General features: G+C 66.1%; 17 protein-coding genes. 10 read left to right on the top strand and 7 right to left on the bottom strand.

The features are described 5' to 3' along the window. The first annotated feature begins 12 nt into the window (after nt 1-12). The 3 genes from KSS94_RS14770 (at nt 13) to KSS94_RS14780 (ending at nt 4,689) form a co-directional block, all read left to right on the top strand. Nucleotides 13-1,365, top strand: coding sequence for an MFS transporter (locus tag KSS94_RS14770; protein ID WP_217838840.1), 1,353 nt, complete (start codon nt 13-15; stop codon nt 1,363-1,365). Nucleotides 1,366-1,444: 79 nt separating this feature from the next. Next, entirely contained in the window at nt 1,445-2,998 is a 1,554-nt protein-coding gene (gene garD, locus KSS94_RS14775; RefSeq protein ID WP_217838841.1) for a galactarate dehydratase, read from the top strand. A gap of 110 nt (nt 2,999-3,108) precedes the next feature. Then, entirely contained in the window at nt 3,109-4,689 is a 1,581-nt protein-coding gene (locus KSS94_RS14780) for an aldehyde dehydrogenase (NADP(+)) (RefSeq protein WP_217838842.1), read from the top strand. A 234-nt stretch (nt 4,690-4,923) separates the two neighbouring features. Here the strand turns inward: KSS94_RS14780 and KSS94_RS14785 are convergent, their stop codons facing one another. Then, entirely contained in the window at nt 4,924-5,673 is a 750-nt protein-coding gene (locus tag KSS94_RS14785; protein WP_217838843.1) for a FadR/GntR family transcriptional regulator, read from the bottom strand. Nucleotides 5,674-5,837: 164 nt separating this feature from the next. Between KSS94_RS14785 and KSS94_RS14790 the strand changes: the two genes are divergently transcribed. From KSS94_RS14790 to KSS94_RS14805, 4 genes are all read left to right on the top strand, one after another. Further along, nucleotides 5,838-6,248, top strand: a complete 411-nt coding sequence (locus tag KSS94_RS14790) for a DUF2946 family protein (RefSeq protein ID WP_217838844.1) — start codon at nt 5,838-5,840, stop codon at nt 6,246-6,248. Between the two features lie 64 nt (nt 6,249-6,312). Continuing rightward, nucleotides 6,313-8,466 carry a TonB-dependent receptor gene (locus tag KSS94_RS14795; protein ID WP_217838845.1) on the top strand — a complete coding sequence of 718 codons (2,154 nt, stop codon included), beginning with the start codon at nt 6,313-6,315 and terminating at the stop codon, nt 8,464-8,466. A gap of 245 nt (nt 8,467-8,711) precedes the next feature. Further along, on the top strand, nt 8,712-9,542 hold the full coding sequence (locus KSS94_RS14800; protein WP_217838846.1) for an AraC family transcriptional regulator: 831 nt from the start codon (nt 8,712-8,714) through the stop codon (nt 9,540-9,542). 49 nt (nt 9,543-9,591) lie between these two features. Continuing rightward, on the top strand, nt 9,592-10,176 hold the full coding sequence (locus tag KSS94_RS14805; protein WP_217838847.1) for a LysE family translocator: 585 nt from the start codon (nt 9,592-9,594) through the stop codon (nt 10,174-10,176). Here the strand turns inward: KSS94_RS14805 and KSS94_RS14810 are convergent. Next, a complete protein-coding gene (locus KSS94_RS14810) occupies nt 10,118-10,342 on the bottom strand; it encodes a type 2 periplasmic-binding domain-containing protein (protein WP_367617160.1) in 225 nt (74 codons plus the stop codon). The genes KSS94_RS14805 and KSS94_RS14810 overlap by 59 nt on opposite strands. Before the next feature lie 161 nt (nt 10,343-10,503). Between KSS94_RS14810 and KSS94_RS14815 the strand changes: the two genes are divergently transcribed. Together KSS94_RS14815 and KSS94_RS14820 are read left to right on the top strand one after the other, a co-directional pair. Continuing rightward, the gene (locus tag KSS94_RS14815; RefSeq protein WP_217838848.1) at nt 10,504-10,980 is read left to right on the top strand and encodes a hypothetical protein; all 477 of its coding nucleotides are present in this window, start codon (nt 10,504-10,506) and stop codon (nt 10,978-10,980) included. An 86-nt stretch (nt 10,981-11,066) separates the two neighbouring features. Beyond that, nucleotides 11,067-11,450 carry a hypothetical protein gene (locus KSS94_RS14820; RefSeq protein ID WP_217838849.1) on the top strand — a complete coding sequence of 128 codons (384 nt, stop codon included), beginning with the start codon at nt 11,067-11,069 and terminating at the stop codon, nt 11,448-11,450. Nucleotides 11,451-11,454: 4 nt separating this feature from the next. Here the strand turns inward: KSS94_RS14820 and KSS94_RS14825 are convergent, their stop codons facing one another. Further along, nucleotides 11,455-11,808, bottom strand: coding sequence for a VOC family protein (locus tag KSS94_RS14825; protein ID WP_217838850.1), 354 nt, complete (start codon nt 11,806-11,808; stop codon nt 11,455-11,457). Between the two features lie 158 nt (nt 11,809-11,966). Between KSS94_RS14825 and KSS94_RS14830 the strand changes: the two genes are divergently transcribed. Continuing rightward, nucleotides 11,967-12,743, top strand: coding sequence for a ParA family protein (locus KSS94_RS14830; protein ID WP_217838851.1), 777 nt, complete (start codon nt 11,967-11,969; stop codon nt 12,741-12,743). 154 nt (nt 12,744-12,897) lie between these two features. Here KSS94_RS14830 and KSS94_RS14835 read toward each other — a convergent pair whose 3' ends face one another. Genes KSS94_RS14835 through KSS94_RS14850 form a run of 4 tightly spaced genes read right to left on the bottom strand, consistent with a single transcriptional unit; the run spans nt 12,898 to nt 15,933 of the window. Continuing rightward, complete coding sequence (locus KSS94_RS14835) at nt 12,898-13,275, bottom strand: response regulator (RefSeq protein WP_217838852.1); 378 nt, start codon at nt 13,273-13,275, stop codon at nt 12,898-12,900. Nucleotides 13,276-13,319: 44 nt separating this feature from the next. Next, entirely contained in the window at nt 13,320-14,546 is a 1,227-nt protein-coding gene (locus tag KSS94_RS14840; RefSeq protein WP_217838853.1) for a hybrid sensor histidine kinase/response regulator, read from the bottom strand. Continuing rightward, entirely contained in the window at nt 14,516-15,115 is a 600-nt protein-coding gene (locus KSS94_RS14845; protein WP_217838854.1) for a chemotaxis protein CheB, read from the bottom strand. Before KSS94_RS14845 ends, KSS94_RS14840 begins: the two co-directional genes overlap by 31 nt. After that, nucleotides 15,112-15,933 carry a CheR family methyltransferase gene (locus KSS94_RS14850; RefSeq protein WP_217838855.1) on the bottom strand — a complete coding sequence of 274 codons (822 nt, stop codon included), beginning with the start codon at nt 15,931-15,933 and terminating at the stop codon, nt 15,112-15,114. Before KSS94_RS14850 ends, KSS94_RS14845 begins: the two co-directional genes overlap by 4 nt. Between the last annotated feature and the right edge of the window lie 2 nt (nt 15,934-15,935).

A 15,935-nucleotide genomic window follows, 5' to 3' on the forward strand; every position in this document is an offset into this window, starting at 1 on the left:
GGAGTTACCAGCATGCAAGCGAAAAAAACGCATGTGCGCTACCTGATTCTGTTGATGCTGTTCCTGGTGACCACCATCAACTACGCAGACCGCGCCACCATCGCCATTGCCGGCTCCAGCCTGCAAAAAGACCTTGGCATCGACGCCGTCACCCTCGGCTACATCTTCTCCGCATTCGGCTGGGCCTACGTGGCCGGGCAAATCCCCGGCGGCTGGCTGCTCGACCGTTTCGGCTCGAAAAACGTCTACGCCTTCAGCATCTTCACCTGGTCGCTGTTCACCCTGCTGCAAGGTTTCGTCGGTGGGCTGCCGGTGGCCTGGGCAGTCGTCACCCTGTTCACCCTGCGCTTTCTGGTCGGTTTCGCCGAAGCCCCGTCGTTCCCCGGCAATGCCCGGATCGTCGCAGCCTGGTTCCCCACGCAAGAGCGCGGCACCGCCTCGGCGATCTTCAACTCGGCGCAATACTTCGCCACTGCCCTGTTCGCCCCGATCATGGGCTGGATCGTGTTCAGCTTCGGCTGGGAGCACGTGTTCGTGGTGATGGGCGCGCTGGGCATCGTGTTCTCGGCGGTGTGGATGAAGACCATCTACAACCCGCGCCAGCACCCGCGCATCAGCGCCGATGAGCTGCAGCACATCGAGCAGAACGGCGGCCTGGTGGACATGGACCAGAAGCGTGGCAACGATGGCCCGAAATGGGGTTACATCAAGCAACTGCTGACCAGCCGCATGCTGCTGGGCGTGTACCTGGGCCAGTACTGCATCAACGCCATCACCTACTTCTTCCTCACCTGGTTCCCGGTGTACCTGGTGCAGGAACGCGGCATGACCATCCTCAAAGCAGGCTTCATCGCCTCGCTGCCGGCCATCTGCGGCTTCATCGGCGGCGTGCTGGGCGGGGTGATCTCCGACTGGCTGCTGCGCCGCGGCAACTCGCTGACCTTCTCGCGCAAGCTGCCGATCGTCTGCGGCCTGTTGCTGTCCACCACCATGGTGTTCTGCAACTATGTCGACGCTGAATGGATGGTCGTAGGCTTCATGACCCTGGCATTCTTCGGCAAGGGCATCGGCGCCCTCGGCTGGGCCGTGGTGGCCGATACCTCGCCCAAGCAGATCGCCGGCCTGTCGGGCGGCCTGTTCAACACCTTCGGCAACATCGCCTCGATCACCACGCCGATCGTCATCGGCTACATCATCAGCGCCACCGGTTCGTTCAAGTGGGCCCTGGTGTATGTAGGCGCCAACGCCCTGGTGGCGGTGTTCAGCTACCTGGTGATCGTCGGCCCGATCAAGCGTATCGAGCTCAAAGACGACCCAAAGCAGGACGCTGCCCCAAACGCTGAACTGGCAGGTTCGCGCCAGTAATCGAAATACCCCGGCGCCGCTCACCCCGGCGCCGGTGGCCGTATAAAAGCCTGAAAGAAATGACAAGAAGGGCCTGACCATGCAGTTGATCGAACATTCCGAGTCGCCCCGCTACGTCCGCCTGCACGATGATGACAATGTCGTGGTGGTGGTCAACGATGGCGGCCTGGGCGAAGGCGCCCGCTTCGCCGACGGCCTGACCCTGGTCGAAGGCGTACCGCAAAGCCACAAGGTAGCCACTGTCGACATTCAACCCGGTGCCCCGGTGCGCCGTTACGGCCAGGTCATCGGGTACGCCCGCGAACTGCTGCGCCAGGGCAGCTGGGTCAAGGAAGATCAGCTGGACATGCCGGCCGCCCCCGAGCTCGACAGCCTGCCGCGCTGCGATGCCGTGCCCGCTGCCCTGCCGCCGCTCGAAGGCTTCACCTTCGAGGGTTACCGCAACGCCGACGGCACCGTGGGTACCCGCAATATCCTCGGCATCACCACCACCGTGCAATGCGTCACCGGCGTGCTCGACCACGCGGTCAAGCGCATCCGCAGCGAACTGCTGCCCAAATACCCCAACGTCGACGACGTGGTCGCCCTCACCCACAGCTACGGCTGCGGCGTGGCGATCAACGCCCGCGACGCGTACATCCCGATCCGTACCGTGCGCAACCTGGCGCGCAACCCCAACCTGGGCGGCGAAGCCCTGGTCATCAGCCTGGGCTGCGAGAAGCTGCAGGCCGGCCAGGTGATGCACGAGGGCGACCTGTCGGTCGACCTCAGCGAGCCCTGGCTGTACCGCCTGCAGGACGCCTCGCTGGGCTTCGTCGAAATGATCGAGCAGATCATGCAACTGGCCGAAACCCGGCTGAAGAAGCTCGACCAGCGCCGCCGTGAAACCGTACCGGCCAGCGAGCTGATTTTGGGCATGCAGTGCGGCGGCAGCGACGCCTTCAGCGGCATCACCGCCAACCCGGCGCTGGGCTATGCCGCCGACCTGCTGGTGCGTGCCGGCGCCACCGTATTGTTCTCGGAAGTGACCGAGGTGCGCGACGCCATCTACATGCTCACCTCCCGCGCCGAAACCCCGGAAGTGGCCGAAGCGCTGGTGCGCGAGATGGACTGGTACGACCGCTACCTGCAACAAGGCGCCGCCGACCGCAGCGCCAACACCACCCCCGGCAACAAGAAAGGCGGCTTGTCGAACATCGTCGAAAAATCCTTGGGGTCGATCGTCAAGTCCGGCAGCGGCGCCATCCAGGGCGTGGTCGGCCCAGGCGAGCGGGTCAGCCACAAGGGCCTGATCTTCTGCGCAACGCCGGCCAGCGACTTCGTCTGCGGCACCCTGCAACTGGCGGCCGGCATGAACCTGCACGTGTTCACCACGGGCCGTGGCACCCCGTATGGCCTGGCCATGGCGCCGGTGGTCAAGGTGTGCACCCGCACCGAGCTGGCCCAGCGCTGGCCTGACCTGATCGACATCGACGCCGGGCGCATCGCCAGCGGCCGCTCGAGCATCGAAGAGCTGGGCTGGGAGCTGTTCCACTACTATCTGGACGTGGCCAGCGGCCGCAAGCAGACCTGGGCCGAAAAGCACGGGCTGCACAACGACATCACCCTGTTCAACCCGGCACCCATTACCTGATGCCCCATCGCCGGCAAGCCGGCTCCTACAGGGATCGCATTCAACCTGCAGGAGCCGGCTTGCCGGCGATAGGGCCCTCAACCACACCCCTTCCCCCACAGGAGCACCCCATGCCTGACATCCTCGGCCACAACTTCATCGCAGGCCAGCGCAGCGCCGCCGGCCCACAGCGCCTGCAGAGCCTGGACGCCACCACTGGCGAGGCCCTGCCCTACAGCTTCGTGCAAGCCACCGAGCAGGAAGTCGACCAGGCCGCCAAGGCTGCTGCCGGCGCCTTCGCCGAGTTCCGCCAGCTGGCCCCGGCGCGGCGCGCCGAATTCCTCGAAGCCATCGCCGCCGAACTGGACGAGCTGGACGACAGCTTCGTCACCATCGTCTGCCGCGAAACCGCCCTGCCTGCTGCGCGCATCCAGGGCGAGCGCGGCCGCACCAGCGGCCAGATGCGCCTGTTCGCCCAGGTACTGCGCCGCGGCGATTACCTCGGTGCGCGCATCGACCTGGCCCTGCCAGATCGTCAACCGCTGCCACGCGTAGACCTGCGCCAGATGCGCATCGGCGTCGGCCCGGTAGCCGTGTTCGGTGCCAGCAACTTCCCGCTGGCCTTCTCCACCGCCGGCGGTGACACCGCCGCTGCCCTGGCCGCCGGTTGCCCGGTGGTGTTCAAGGCCCACAGCGGCCACATGGCCACCGCCGACCTGGTGGGCTGCGCCATCGTGCGCGCCGCCGAGCGTACCGGCATGCCCAAGGCCGTGTTCAACATGGTGTTCGGCGGTGGCGTGGGCGAGTGGCTGGTCAAGCACCCGGCCATCCAGGCCGTGGGCTTCACCGGTTCGCTCAAAGGTGGCGACGCCCTGTGCCGCATGGCCGCCGAGCGCCCGCAACCGATCCCGGTGTTCGCCGAGATGTCCAGCATCAACCCGGTGATCGTGCTGCCGGGCGCCCTGGCCAAGCGCGGCGAAGCCATCGCCCGTGAGCTGGCGGGCTCGGTGTGCATGGGTGCCGGGCAGTTCTGCACCAACCCGGGCATGGTCATCGGCCTGCAGTCGCCGGCCTTTACTCAACTGCTGGGCGAACTGGGCCAGCACCTCGACCAGCAGGCCGGGCAGACCATGCTCAACGCCGGCGGCCTGCGCAGCTACGTTGGCGGCCTGGAGCACCTGGGTGCCCACGCCGGCATCCAGCACCTGGCCGGCCAGGCTCAGGAGGGCAGCCAGGCCCGCGCCCAGCTGTTCAAAGCCGATGCCAGCCTGCTGGTGAACGCCGACCCGCTGCTGCAGGAAGAAGTGTTCGGCCCGGCCACCGTGGCCGTTGAAGTGCAGGACAACGCGCAACTGCGTGATGCCCTGCTGGGCCTGCGCGGCCAGCTGACCGCCACGCTGATCGGCGAGGCCGAGGACTTCGAAGCCTTCGCCTGGCTGGTGCCGCTGCTGGAGGAGAAAGTCGGGCGCATTCTGGTCAACGGCTACCCGACCGGTGTCGAGGTGTGCGACGCGATGGTCCACGGCGGCCCGTACCCGGCCACCTCCGATGCCCGCGGCACCTCGGTGGGCACCCTGGCCATCGACCGCTTCCTGCGCCCGGTGTGCTACCAGAACTACCCGCAGGCGCTGCTGCCTGAGGCCCTGCGCGACGGCAACCCGCTGGGGCTGCGCCGCCTGGTGAACGGCCAGTGGAGCGACAAGGCGCTCTGAGTGCCTTGATATGAAAAAGCCCCGCAATTGCGGGGCTTTTTCATGGCTGTCATTTCACCTGTAGGAGCCGGCTTGCCGGCGATGAGGCCTTAAGCCTCTGCACAAAGCCTGGGAGATTGGTTGCCAGGCCCGCCGCTATCGCCGGCAAGCCGGCTCCTACAGGTACAGCGCAGGTTTGAAGACCGTGCGATCAATGTGGGAGCGGGTTTACCCGCGAAGAGGCCGGCGCAGGTGTCAGACGCCCTGCGCCTCGGCCTCTTCATGGGCCTGGCGCAGGCGCTCGCGGCTGTTGCTCAGGTGCAGGCGCATGGCCATTTTCGCCCCTTCGCTGTCACGCCGGGCAATGGCTTCGAAGATCGCTTCGTGCTCGTGCATCAGCCGGCCCATGTAGTGGGCCTGGTCATCATGGGCCAGGCGCGCCGAATTGAGCCGGGTGCGCGGGATGATGCTGGTGCCCAGGTGGTGGATGATATCGGCGAAGTAGTGGTTGCCACTGGCCTGGGCGATGCGCAGGTGGAACTGGAAGTCCGCCGACACCGCGTCCGAGGCATGGGCCGCGCCCTCGTTGAGCTCATCCAGCGCCGCGCGCATGCCGGCCAACTGCTCGTCGTCGCGACGCAGTGCGGCAAGGCCTGCCGATTCGATTTCCAGGGCGATGCGCAGCTCCAGCACCGACAACACCTCGCGCAGGGTGACGATGGTCGCCGGGTCGATACGAAAACCGCCGGTGGACGGCGCGTCCAGCACGAAGGTGCCGATGCCGTGGCGGGTTTCTACCTGGCCTGCGGCCTGCAGGCGCGAGATGGCCTCGCGCACCACGGTGCGGCTGACGCCCTCCTCGAGCATGATCTGCGATTCGGTCGGGAGCTTGTCGCCGCGCTTGAGCTGGCCGCTGCGGATGCGTTCGGTCAGCACCGTGACCAGTTCCTGCGCCAGGCTGCGGGGTTTGCGGCGGGTGCGTGGCTGTGCCTGCTGCTCTGTCATGCCCTGTACATTTGGTAGTGATAGACAGGCGTCATCATAGCGCATGCGGTTGTACGATCACATATGCAGTGTGGGCTTTTCATTTCGTGCGGGCCCAACAGCAAAGCCCTGCGACAATCCACCACACCAGCCCCCGGCGTGGCCAAATGCTAGATTCCCCGGCCATGAAACCCACCCGCCAAACCCGCACGCTGACCGCCTGGGCGCTATACGCCAGCGTGCTGTTCAGCCTGATGCTGTGCGGCCTGCACCACGGCCAGATGTCCGGCCTGAGCCTGTCTGGCCTGCAAGTCGGTTTCTGCGCACTCGACAGCAGCCACGGGCCGAGCGCAATCGACCTGGCCCCCAGCGGCAGCGACCAGCACATGGCTCAGCTCGACTGCCCGGTGTGCTCCTCGTTCGCCCTGGCCGTGCCCCTTGCCAGCCACGGCTGGCCGCCCCTGCCGGCCCGCGGCAAAGCCCCTGGCCCGATCGTCGCGCGCAGCTGGGCACAACCCCCGCCACGCTACCTGCGCCATAGCATCAATCCCCGCGCACCACCCCTCCGGTTCCCCGCTGCACACACCCTGGCCTGACCCCGGCAGGTGCCTCTGCGCGCCAGGGCCAGGCTTGCCCTAACCCTTGCGTGGAACCCGCACGATGATCCGCAACACCTCCCTGGTGCTCATGATGAGCGCCACCTGCAGCTGTGCCTGGGCGCAAAGCGCCCCAGTCGAACTGACCGCCACCACCGTCGACGGTGAACGCGAAGCGCCCTCCGGCGTGCAGTTGGACACGCCGATCGAAACCGGCTCGCGGCTGGGCCTGAGCGCCCGCCAGACACCCGCTTCGGTCAGCGTCTCGGACCGCCGCGTGATCGAGCAGCGCGATGCCAAGGACACCCAGGACATCATCAACGCCATGACCGGCGTCAACGCCTCGGCCAACCCCGGCTACGGCGGCTTCGTCACCTACCGCGGCTTCACCCAGAACCAGGTGACCCAGCTGTACAACGGCATCAACCTTGGCTACAGCAGCGCCACCCGGCCGGTGGACGCCTGGGTGATCGACCGCGTCGAACTGCTGGGCGGGCCGTCGTCGTTCCTGCACGGCGCCGGTGCCGTCGGCGGCTCGATCAACTACATCAGCAAGCTCGCCAACCGCGACACGCAAACCGTCGACGCACGCCTGCGTTACGCCAGCTACGACGACAGTGAATACGCCTTCGGCATCAACCAGGCATTGGCCAGCAACCCCGCCGATGCGCGCCATTTCGCCCGCCTGGACTTCAGCCACAACCAGGGCGACGGTTATATCGACCGCAACCGGCGCAGCAGTGACACCCTGGCCTTTTCGCTGCTCAGCGACCTCACACCGGCGCTCACCCACACCCTGGCCATCGAGTATCAGGAGGACCGGGAAGACAGCCCCTACTGGGGCTCACCCATCCTGCCCGGGCGCAGCACCATGAAGATCGACAAAAGCCGGCGCTTCGAGAACTACAACGTCGCCGACGGGCGCTATGAACAGCGTGTGCGCTGGCTGCGCTCGATGCTCGACTACCAGGTCAGCGACAGCACCAGCCTGCACAGCACGCTGTACCAGTACGAGGCCCAGCGCGACTACCGCAACCTCGAACGCTACCGCTACAACGGCGCAGGTGACGTGGTGCGCTCCGGCCCCTACCTGCAACGCCACCAGCAGAGCGTGCTGGGCGAGCGCATCGAGCTGCGCCACGACAACCAGCTGTTCGGCCTGGCCAACCAATGGTCACTGGGGCTGGACTGGTCGCATATGCGCCAGAGCCTCTACCCCACCTCCGGCAGCTGGAGCGACACGGTGGACCCCGAACACTTCGACCCCGGCAGCATCGACGACATCCCCGGGGTGAACGGCGGCCTGAACAAGCAGCGCCGCCACGAAACCACCAACCGTGCACTGTTCGCCGAGCACCGCGTGGAGCTGACCGACCGCCTGGCCCTGCTTACCGCACTGCGCTACGACTACCTGGACATGCAGGTGACCAATTACGGCCCCGTCAGCGCCACGGCACCTGCCTACTTCGAACGGCGCTGGGAGCCGCTGTCCGGGCGCGCGGGCCTGACCTACGCGCTCACCCCGTCGGCCAGCCTGTATGTGCAGTACAGCACCGCCGCCGACCTGCCCGCCGGCTCCCTGGCGGCGGCCACCTACTCCAACGTCGGCCTGTTCGATTTGTCCAAGGGCGAGCAGTGGGAGGCCGGCAGCAAGTTCGACTTCCTCGACGGCCGGGGCGCGGGCACCGTCGCGGTGTACCGCATCGTGCGCAAGGACTTTGCCGTGGCCGACTCCAATAACCCCAACCAGAGCGTGCAGGCCGGCCAGCAGACTTCGCGCGGTATCGAACTGGCCGGGCGCCTGCAGGTCACGCCAAAGCTGCTGGCCGAGGCCAACTATGCCTATGTCCAGGCCCGCTACGATGCCTTCAGCGAGGCAGTCAACGGCGTGTCGGTGTCGCGCAAGGGCAATGCGCCGGTGAACGTGCCGGCCAACGTCGGCAACCTGTGGCTGACCTACAGCTTCACGACTGACTGGTCGACCGGGGTCGATGCGCGCTACGTCGACTCGGTCTACGCCGACAACGCCAACACCCTGAAAGCCCCGGCCTATACCCTGTTTGGCGCCTTTGCCCGCTACCGCCTGGACAGCCACACCACGCTCACCGCGCGGGTGCGCAACCTGACCGACCAGGTGTATGCCAAGCAGGCCTACAACACCCAGTACTACATGGGTGCGCCGCGGACCTTCGAAGTGGCGATGGACCTGCGGTTCTGAGCAGCCCTTTGGTTTAGCGTTTGACCCGGTGTATGGCACCGGCTGCGCCGGTGATCGCCGGCAAGCCGGCTCCTACAGGTAGCGCGCCGGGTTCGGGTTTGGCACGATCCCTGTAGGAGCGGGCCAAGCCCGTGCCACGCCGCGCGGCGTTCACTCACAGATTCCCGTCGGCCTGCACATTCGTTCCAGACCTGCCCGCAAAGCTGGGGTAAGGTAGGGACTTTCCACCCAAGATACCCGCCCCCATGAGCCACTGGATCGACCTCAGACAGGACGCCGACACCGGCATCGAGTCGGTCCGCGCGCATTTCACCGGCCACGCCTACGACCCGCACTGGCACGACAGTTTCCTGGTCGGTGTCACCGAACAAGGCGTGCAACAGTTCAACTGCCGCCGGGTGCGCCACCAGAGCACGCCCGGCCAGGTGTTCTTGCTCGAGCCGGGCGACTTGCACGACGGCCTGGCGCCCACCGACGAAGGCTTCACCTACTCCACCCTGTACCTCGACGCCCAATGGCTGGAGGCCGAACTGCGCGCGCTGTTCGAGCACGCCCCGTCAGGCGCGTTGCCCAGCTTCGCCGCCACCCTGCACTGCGATGCCCGGCTGGCCGGGGCGACGGTGCGCGCCTTCCAGTCGGTGCACCAGCAGGAGCTGCGCATCGTCCGCCAGACCGCGCTGGACGACCTGCTGGCCTGCCTCACCGGCCACCTGCAGTGGCGCAAGCGCCTGGACCCGGACCCGCGCCTGCCGCTGACCGCCCAGGTAGCCCGCGACTACCTGCATGCGCACCTGGACCAGGACATCGGCCTGGAAGACCTGGCGCGAGTGTGCGGCGTCGACCGCTTTCGCCTGACCCGGGCTTTCAAAGCTGCGTTCGGGCTGGCACCGCACGCCTACCTGATCCAGTTGCGCCTGGCCCGGGCGCGGCAGTTGCTGGCCCGCGGCCAGACGCCGTCGCAGGTGGCCATGGCCCTGGGCTTTGCCGACCAGAGCCACCTGGGGCGCTGGTTCCGCCGGGCGTTCCGGCTGACCCCGGCGGACTACCGCAGACGCTGCTCAAACCTTCCAGACTGAAGCGCAGGCAACGGCCAACATGGCGCTTCGATCCATCGGAGCCTTGACCATGTCGCACACCTTGCTGCCCTTTTTGCTGTTCGCCCTTGCCTCGAGCATCAGCCCCGGGCCGACCAACCTGCTGATCCTCGCCCAGGGCGCTCACCACGGCCTGCGTGCCAGCCTGGCGCCGATGCTGGCGGCCTGCGGCGCGGCGGCGGCCATCGTGCTGCTGGTGGGGTTGGGCCTGGGCGAAGTGCTGCTGCGTCACCCGCTGGCCCAGCAACTGATGAGCTGGGCCGGGGTGCTGTGGCTCAGCTGGCTGGCCTGGCGCATGCTGCGCGCCGCCGGTGAGCCGCTGCAGGCGGGTAATGCCGGTGGCTTCAGCGCCTGGAGCGCGGCCACCTTGCAACTGGTCAACCCCAAGGTGTGGCTGATGGCGGTGGCGGTGATCGGCGTGTTCGCCACCCCGCTGCTGCCGGTGTGGCACCTGGCGCTGGTGTTTCTGCTGGTGGCGGTGCCGTGCATGGCGGTGTGGGCCTTGCTGGGGGCCGGCAGCGCCCGCTGGCTACGCTCGTCCAGGGCACTGCGGCTGTTCAACCAGAGCCTGGCGGGGGTGCTGCTGGTGTCGGCCTGGTCGGCGCTGCTGGTGTAGCGCGGGCCTCGTCGTGCAGCCACTGGCGCAACGCCTTGACCTTGGGCAGTGCCGCGCATTCCGGGCGATACACCACGTAGTAGGCCTGGGTCAGCGGGCAGTCCAGGCCCTTGTCGGCGAACGGGTGGATCAGCCGCCCGGCCGCCAGGTCGTCACGCACCATCACGCTGCGCGCCAGGTGGGGTAGTCGGGGGAATCGGCCATCGACAAGTCGTGGATCAAGGTGCTCGCGGCCAGCGCCTCAGGGCTTTGTCTATCAAGTTGAGCCAGGGGCTTGGCGCTTGCAGTACACTCCCCGACCTGAACCGTGCCCAAGGCCCCTACCCCATGCTTGTTCTGCGTAAACACCTGCTGCCCCTGCTGCTGCTCACCGCCCTGACCGCCTGCGACCAGAAACCCAGCCGCGAACAACAGATCGTCGCCAGCCTGCCGTTGCAGGAAGCCTACGACCACAACATCGAACGCATGGCCAAACTGCTGGCCATGACCCACCGCCAGGTGCCGGAAGAGCAGATTCGCGAAGTGCTGCGCAAACACCTCACCGTCGAGGACCAGCGCCAGGACCTGTACCGCCTGTACAGCGAGAAGAACTTCAACGACCAGGAGTTCGCCCTGATCATCGAAGCCACCCGCGACCCGGCCAAGGCCAAGGCACTTGAAGACACCGACGAAGGCAAACGCCTGGGCGAGAAGCTCACCGGGCTGATGCGCGAAAGCGCCAACGACCCGAAGGTGCAGGCCATCGTCGAGCAGCGCATGCGTGAAGTGAACATCGAGCTTGAGAACATGGAACAACCCCGCTGACCCAGCCTGCCGCCCGTCGCGGCGGGGGCACCCCGGTTCAGGGTGACTTGCCACAACTTAGGTAATCACCTGTATCGGAGAACACCATGAAACGCCAACACCTTCACAGCCTGTGCCTGGCCCTGTGCCTGGGTGCCAGCGCCCCGCTCGCCCTGGCGGCGACCGACATGAACGACAACAACCGCGTGCCCAGCCAGCAACTGCCCGGCACCGGCACCATCGACCGCAATGGCCCCAGCGGCTCGGGCGTGCCGGGTGACGGCATGGGCAGCGGCGACGATAGCCGCAACGGCGTTGGCAACCCGGGCACCGGGCGCACCACACCCGATGTCGGCAACCCAGGCGGCAGCCGCAGCGCACCGGATGCCGGCAACCCCGGTACCGGGCGCGGCACACCCTCTACACCCGGCTCGTCCGGCGGCACGGGTGGCAGCGGCGGTAGCTCGGGCGGAGTCGGCGGCGGCAGTTGAACGGTCAGTCTGCCGACCACACCGCCAGCTCATAACCGTCCGGGTCGATGAAGTGAAAACGCCGCCCACCCGGGAAGGCGAACACCGCCCGGCTGATGCGCGCCCCTGCCGCTTCGACGCGGCGCTGGGTTGCAGCCAGGTCGTCGGCATACACAATGATCAGCGGCCCGCCTGGCCGTACTGGCTCGCCGGTGGTGAACCCGCCGGTGAGGCGGCCGTCGCTGAATTCGCTGTAGGTCGGCCCGTAGTCAGTGAAGGCCCAGCCGAATACCTGGCCGTAGAACGCCTTGCTACGGGCGATATCAGCCACGTTGAACTCGATGTTGTCGACCTGGCGGTCCTTGCCTCGCATGCCCATGGCGGCCTCCTTGCACTGAATGAAACCGCGAGCATAGAGCAAAAACGCTCTGGCACGGCACCTGCGCACGACTTGTAACAAGTCCTGTCTTAAAACTGTCATGTTGTGGTCATAGGATTGACCCCGATCTGACATTTTTCATCAGGGATGAGCAAACCATGCGTCGCGTCGTGTTCAACCAGAAAGGTGGTGTCGGCAAGTCCAGTATCGCCTGCAACCTTGCAGCTGCCAGTGCCGCCGAGGGCTATCGCACACTGCTGGTAGACCTCGACCCGCAGGCCAACGCCACCTACTACCTCACCGGCTTCACCGGTGAGGCGATACCGTCCGGTATTGCCGACTTCTTCCGCCAGACCCTGGCCCCCAACCCGGCCACCGGCAAGAAGCACCGCGTGGCGATCACCGAAACCCGTTACGCCAACCTGCACCTGATCACCGCCAGCCCCGACCTTGCCGACCTGCAGGGCAAGCTGGAAAGCAAGTACAAGATCAACAAGCTGCGCAAGCTGCTGGTGGAGCTGTCGGCGGACTACGAGCGGATCTACATCGACACCCCGCCGGCGCTGAACTTCTACACCTTCAGCGCGCTGGTGGCGGCCGAACGGCTGCTGATTCCCTACGACTGCGACAGCTTCTCGCGCCAGGCGCTGCATGCGGTGATGGCCGAGGTGGAAGAACTGCGCCAGGACCATAACGCGGCATTGCAGGTTGAAGGGGTGGTGGTGAACCAGTTCGCCGGCCGCACCGCCCTGCACCAGACCCTGGTGGAGCAGTTGCGTGGCGAGGGGCTGCCAGTGCTGCCGGTGTACCTGAGCAGTTCGATCAAGATGCGCGAGTCGCACGAGGCGGCGGTGCCGCTGGTGCACCTGGCGCCAAAGCACCGGCTGACGCAGGAGTTCGTCGAGTTGCTGGATGTGCTGGAGCGGGTGGCCTAGGCCGGCAGGAAAACTCCCTGTAGGAGCGGCCTTGTGTTGCGAAAGGGCTGCAAAGCAGCCCCAGGGTTTGCGCATCATGCAAGATCGCCGGGGCCGCTTTGCGGCCCTTTCGCAACACAAGGCCGCTCCTACAGGTTACGTACAGGCCGCCCCTTCAGCGCAGCAACGCCTGGATCTGCTCGTGCAGGGTGTCGAGGTCGAACGGCTTGGCCAGGATCGGCGCGCGGCGGGCGATGGGGCTGCCGGACTCGAGGATCTCGGCCGGGTAGCCGCTGATGAAGATCACTTTCAAATCCGGGCGCAGCTTCACCGCAGGCTCGGCAATCTCCACCCCGGAGATGCCGCCCGGCAGGCGAAAATCGGTGACCATCAGGTCCAGGTGCGGCTTGCTGGCCAGGATCGCGAACGCCTCTTCGCCGTCCTCGGCCACCAGCACGTGGTAGCCCTCACCGGCCAGGTAATCGCGCAGGATCATGCGAATGGCCGGTTCGTCCTCGACCACCAACACCACATCTTGTGCATCTTCACTCATGACAACGCCTTCAAATTCAACAGGATGGCTATCAGACCCCAGGCCTACGCAGAGGTTGCCTGCGTCTGGTCGCTTTGTTGCAACACCACCGGCAGCGGCAGGTACACGCTGAACGTGGCACCCTGCCCCACAGCGCTGTGCACTTCGATACGCCCACCATGGGCCAGCACGATCTGCTCGGAAATATACAGCCCCAACCCCAACCCGCCACTGGCCTGCTGGGCAGCGACGCGCTCGAACTGCTGGAAGATGCGCCGCTGGTTCTGGCTGTCGATGCCGATACCGGCATCCTGTACCTGCACACAGGCCATGGCGCCGTCCTCGAACACCCGCACCCGCACCGGCTTGCGCTCGCCGTAGCGCAAGGCATTGGACAGCAGGTTGGCCAACACCTGCTCGATGCGAAACTCGTCCCACTCCCCTTGCAGCGCCTGGCAGCGCTCCAGTTCGATATGGGTGTCCAGCGCACCGGCCTGGGCGGCGAAGTTCTCCACCAGGCCCTTGACCAGAACGCCCAGGTCGAAGCCCTTGGGCCGGATCGACAGCTTGCCGGTGCGGATGCGCGATACGTCGAGCATGTCCTCGACCAGGCGGATCAGGCTGTTGATCTGCCGTTCGTCACGCTCGACCATGGCCTTGAGCTTGTCTTCACTGAACGCTGCCAGGTTGCCGCGGTTCAGGTGCATGCGCCGCAGCTGGGCTTCGAGGATCAAGCCGTTGAGCGGTGTGCGCACCTCGTGGGAGACGATCGACATGAAATCGTCGCGCATGCGCACCGCGCGCTCCAGTTCGCCGCGCGCCACCTGCAACTGGGCCAGCAACTGCTCCTGCTCGGCGCGGCTGCTTTCCAGCGCCTGCAACTGACGATCGAGGGCCTTGCGCTGGCAGAAAAGGTCGACGAACACCGACACTTTGCTCTTCACCGCCAGGGTGTCCAGCGGCTTGTGCAAAAAGTCCACCGCGCCGCTTTCGTATCCCTTGAACGCATAGTTCATCTCGCGCCCGGCGGCGCTGACGAAGACGATGGGGATACTGCGGGTCTTTTCCATGCCGCGCATCAGCTCGGCCAGCTCGAAACCGTTCATGCCCGGCATCTGCACATCGAGAATGGCCAGGGCGAACTCGTGTTCGAGCAATAGCGACAGCGCCTGTTCCGCCGACTGGGCCGGGTGCACCTCGCGGTCCGGGCCCTGGATCAGGGCGTCGAGGGCCAGCAGGTTCTCCGGCAGGTCGTCGACGATCAGCAGTTTGGCGATTGTTTGGCTTGGCATGCACTGGGTTCCAAGGTGGCGAGCAACTGCCCGATACCGCTCAGGGAAAGAATATGGTCGGGATTGTGCAGGGCCAGCGCGGCCTCCGGCATCAGCGCGACCTGTGCGTCACGGGGGTCCTGGACCACGGTCCGGCCCCCGTTTTGTTTGATATGCAAAAGGCCCCGGGCGCCGTCTTCGTTGGCCCCGGTCAGCAGTATGCCGAGCAGGCCGGTGGCATAGGCGTCGGCAGCCGACTCGAACAGGTAATCGATGGCCGGGCGCGAGAAATGCACCGGTTCCTCCTGGCTGAGCGAAAGGGTGAGGTCCCGCTCCACCGACAGGTGATAACCAGGCCCGGCCACATAGACCACGCCGTCCTCGATACGTGCCTTGTCCTGCGCTTCGCGCACCGGGCGCTGCAGGCGGCGCTGCAGCACCTCGGCCAGCTGGCTGTGGCGGTGGTCGGGCAGGTGCAGCACGCACAACACCGGCAGCCTGAAACTGTCGGGCAGCGCGCCGAGCACGCTGAACAGCGCGGTAACGCCGCCTGCCGAGGCGCCGATGACCACTGCGCGCAGGCCGCTCATGATTTGCGGTAGATCCGTTCGGGCTTGACCAGCGGCTCGAAGCGCTCGCCGTAGGCCGAAAAGTCCACCGATTCCTTGCTGCCCAACACCAGAAAGCCGCGGTGGCACAGCGACTCGTGGAACAGCCCCAGGGCGCGGTCCTGCAGGTTCTTGTTGAAGTAGATGAGCACGTTGCGGCACGACACCAGCTGGGTTTCGGAGAACACGCTGTCGGTGGCCAGGCTGTGGTCGGCGAAGGTCACGTTGTCGCGCAGGCTGCTGTCCATGATGGCGTTGCCGTAGGCGGCGGTGTAGTACTCGGTAAAATCCCGGCGCCCGCCGGCCTTGCGGTAGTTGTCTTCGTACTCGCGCATGCTCTGCATCGAATAGATGCCTTGTTTGGCGCGCTCCAGCGAATGCGGGTTGATGTCGGTGGCGTAGATGATGGTGCGCTCCAGCAGCCCTTCCTCACGCAGCAGAATGGCCATGGAGTACACCTCTTCGCCGGTGCTGCAGCCGGCGATCCACACCTTGATCGACGGCCAGGTGCGCAGCAGTGGCACCACTTCCTCGCGCAGTGCCAGAAAATGCCCGGGGTCGCGGAACATCTCGCTGACCGGGATCGTCAGGTACTGCAGCAGCTCCATGAACATGCCCGGGTCGTGCAGTACACGCTCCTGCAGCGCGGTCACCGTGCGACAGTCGAACTGGCGCAGCGCGTGCAGGATCCGGCGCTTGATCGAAGCGCCGGAGTAGTCGCGAAAGTCGTAGCTGTACTTGAGGTAGATGGCCTCGATCAGCAAGCGGATCTCGATGTCGGTGTTGCGTTCACTGGTCAAGA

The organism is Pseudomonas fakonensis, from assembly GCF_019139895.1.
Classification (GTDB): Bacteria; Pseudomonadota; Gammaproteobacteria; order Pseudomonadales; family Pseudomonadaceae; genus Aquipseudomonas; species Aquipseudomonas fakonensis.

Coding starts and splice junctions, on each gene's coding strand:
- KSS94_RS14790 (WP_217838844.1), top strand. CDS start 5,838: ATGAAACCCACCCGCCAAACCCGCACGCTGACCGCCTGGGCGCTATAC.
- KSS94_RS14770 (WP_217838840.1), top strand. CDS start 13: ATGCAAGCGAAAAAAACGCATGTGCGCTACCTGATTCTGTTGATGCTG.
- KSS94_RS14825 (WP_217838850.1), bottom strand. CDS start 11,808: ATGGGCATGCGAGGCAAGGACCGCCAGGTCGACAACATCGAGTTCAAC.
- KSS94_RS14845 (WP_217838854.1), bottom strand. CDS start 15,115: ATGAGCGGCCTGCGCGCAGTGGTCATCGGCGCCTCGGCAGGCGGCGTT.
- KSS94_RS14840 (WP_217838853.1), bottom strand. CDS start 14,546: ATGCCAAGCCAAACAATCGCCAAACTGCTGATCGTCGACGACCTGCCG.
- KSS94_RS14780 (WP_217838842.1), top strand. CDS start 3,109: ATGCCTGACATCCTCGGCCACAACTTCATCGCAGGCCAGCGCAGCGCC.
- KSS94_RS14800 (WP_217838846.1), top strand. CDS start 8,712: ATGAGCCACTGGATCGACCTCAGACAGGACGCCGACACCGGCATCGAG.
- garD (WP_217838841.1), top strand. CDS start 1,445: ATGCAGTTGATCGAACATTCCGAGTCGCCCCGCTACGTCCGCCTGCAC.
- KSS94_RS14815 (WP_217838848.1), top strand. CDS start 10,504: ATGCTTGTTCTGCGTAAACACCTGCTGCCCCTGCTGCTGCTCACCGCC.
- KSS94_RS14795 (WP_217838845.1), top strand. CDS start 6,313: ATGATCCGCAACACCTCCCTGGTGCTCATGATGAGCGCCACCTGCAGC.
- KSS94_RS14835 (WP_217838852.1), bottom strand. CDS start 13,275: ATGAGTGAAGATGCACAAGATGTGGTGTTGGTGGTCGAGGACGAACCG.
- KSS94_RS14785 (WP_217838843.1), bottom strand. CDS start 5,673: ATGACAGAGCAGCAGGCACAGCCACGCACCCGCCGCAAACCCCGCAGC.
- KSS94_RS14820 (WP_217838849.1), top strand. CDS start 11,067: ATGAAACGCCAACACCTTCACAGCCTGTGCCTGGCCCTGTGCCTGGGT.
- KSS94_RS14830 (WP_217838851.1), top strand. CDS start 11,967: ATGCGTCGCGTCGTGTTCAACCAGAAAGGTGGTGTCGGCAAGTCCAGT.
- KSS94_RS14805 (WP_217838847.1), top strand. CDS start 9,592: ATGTCGCACACCTTGCTGCCCTTTTTGCTGTTCGCCCTTGCCTCGAGC.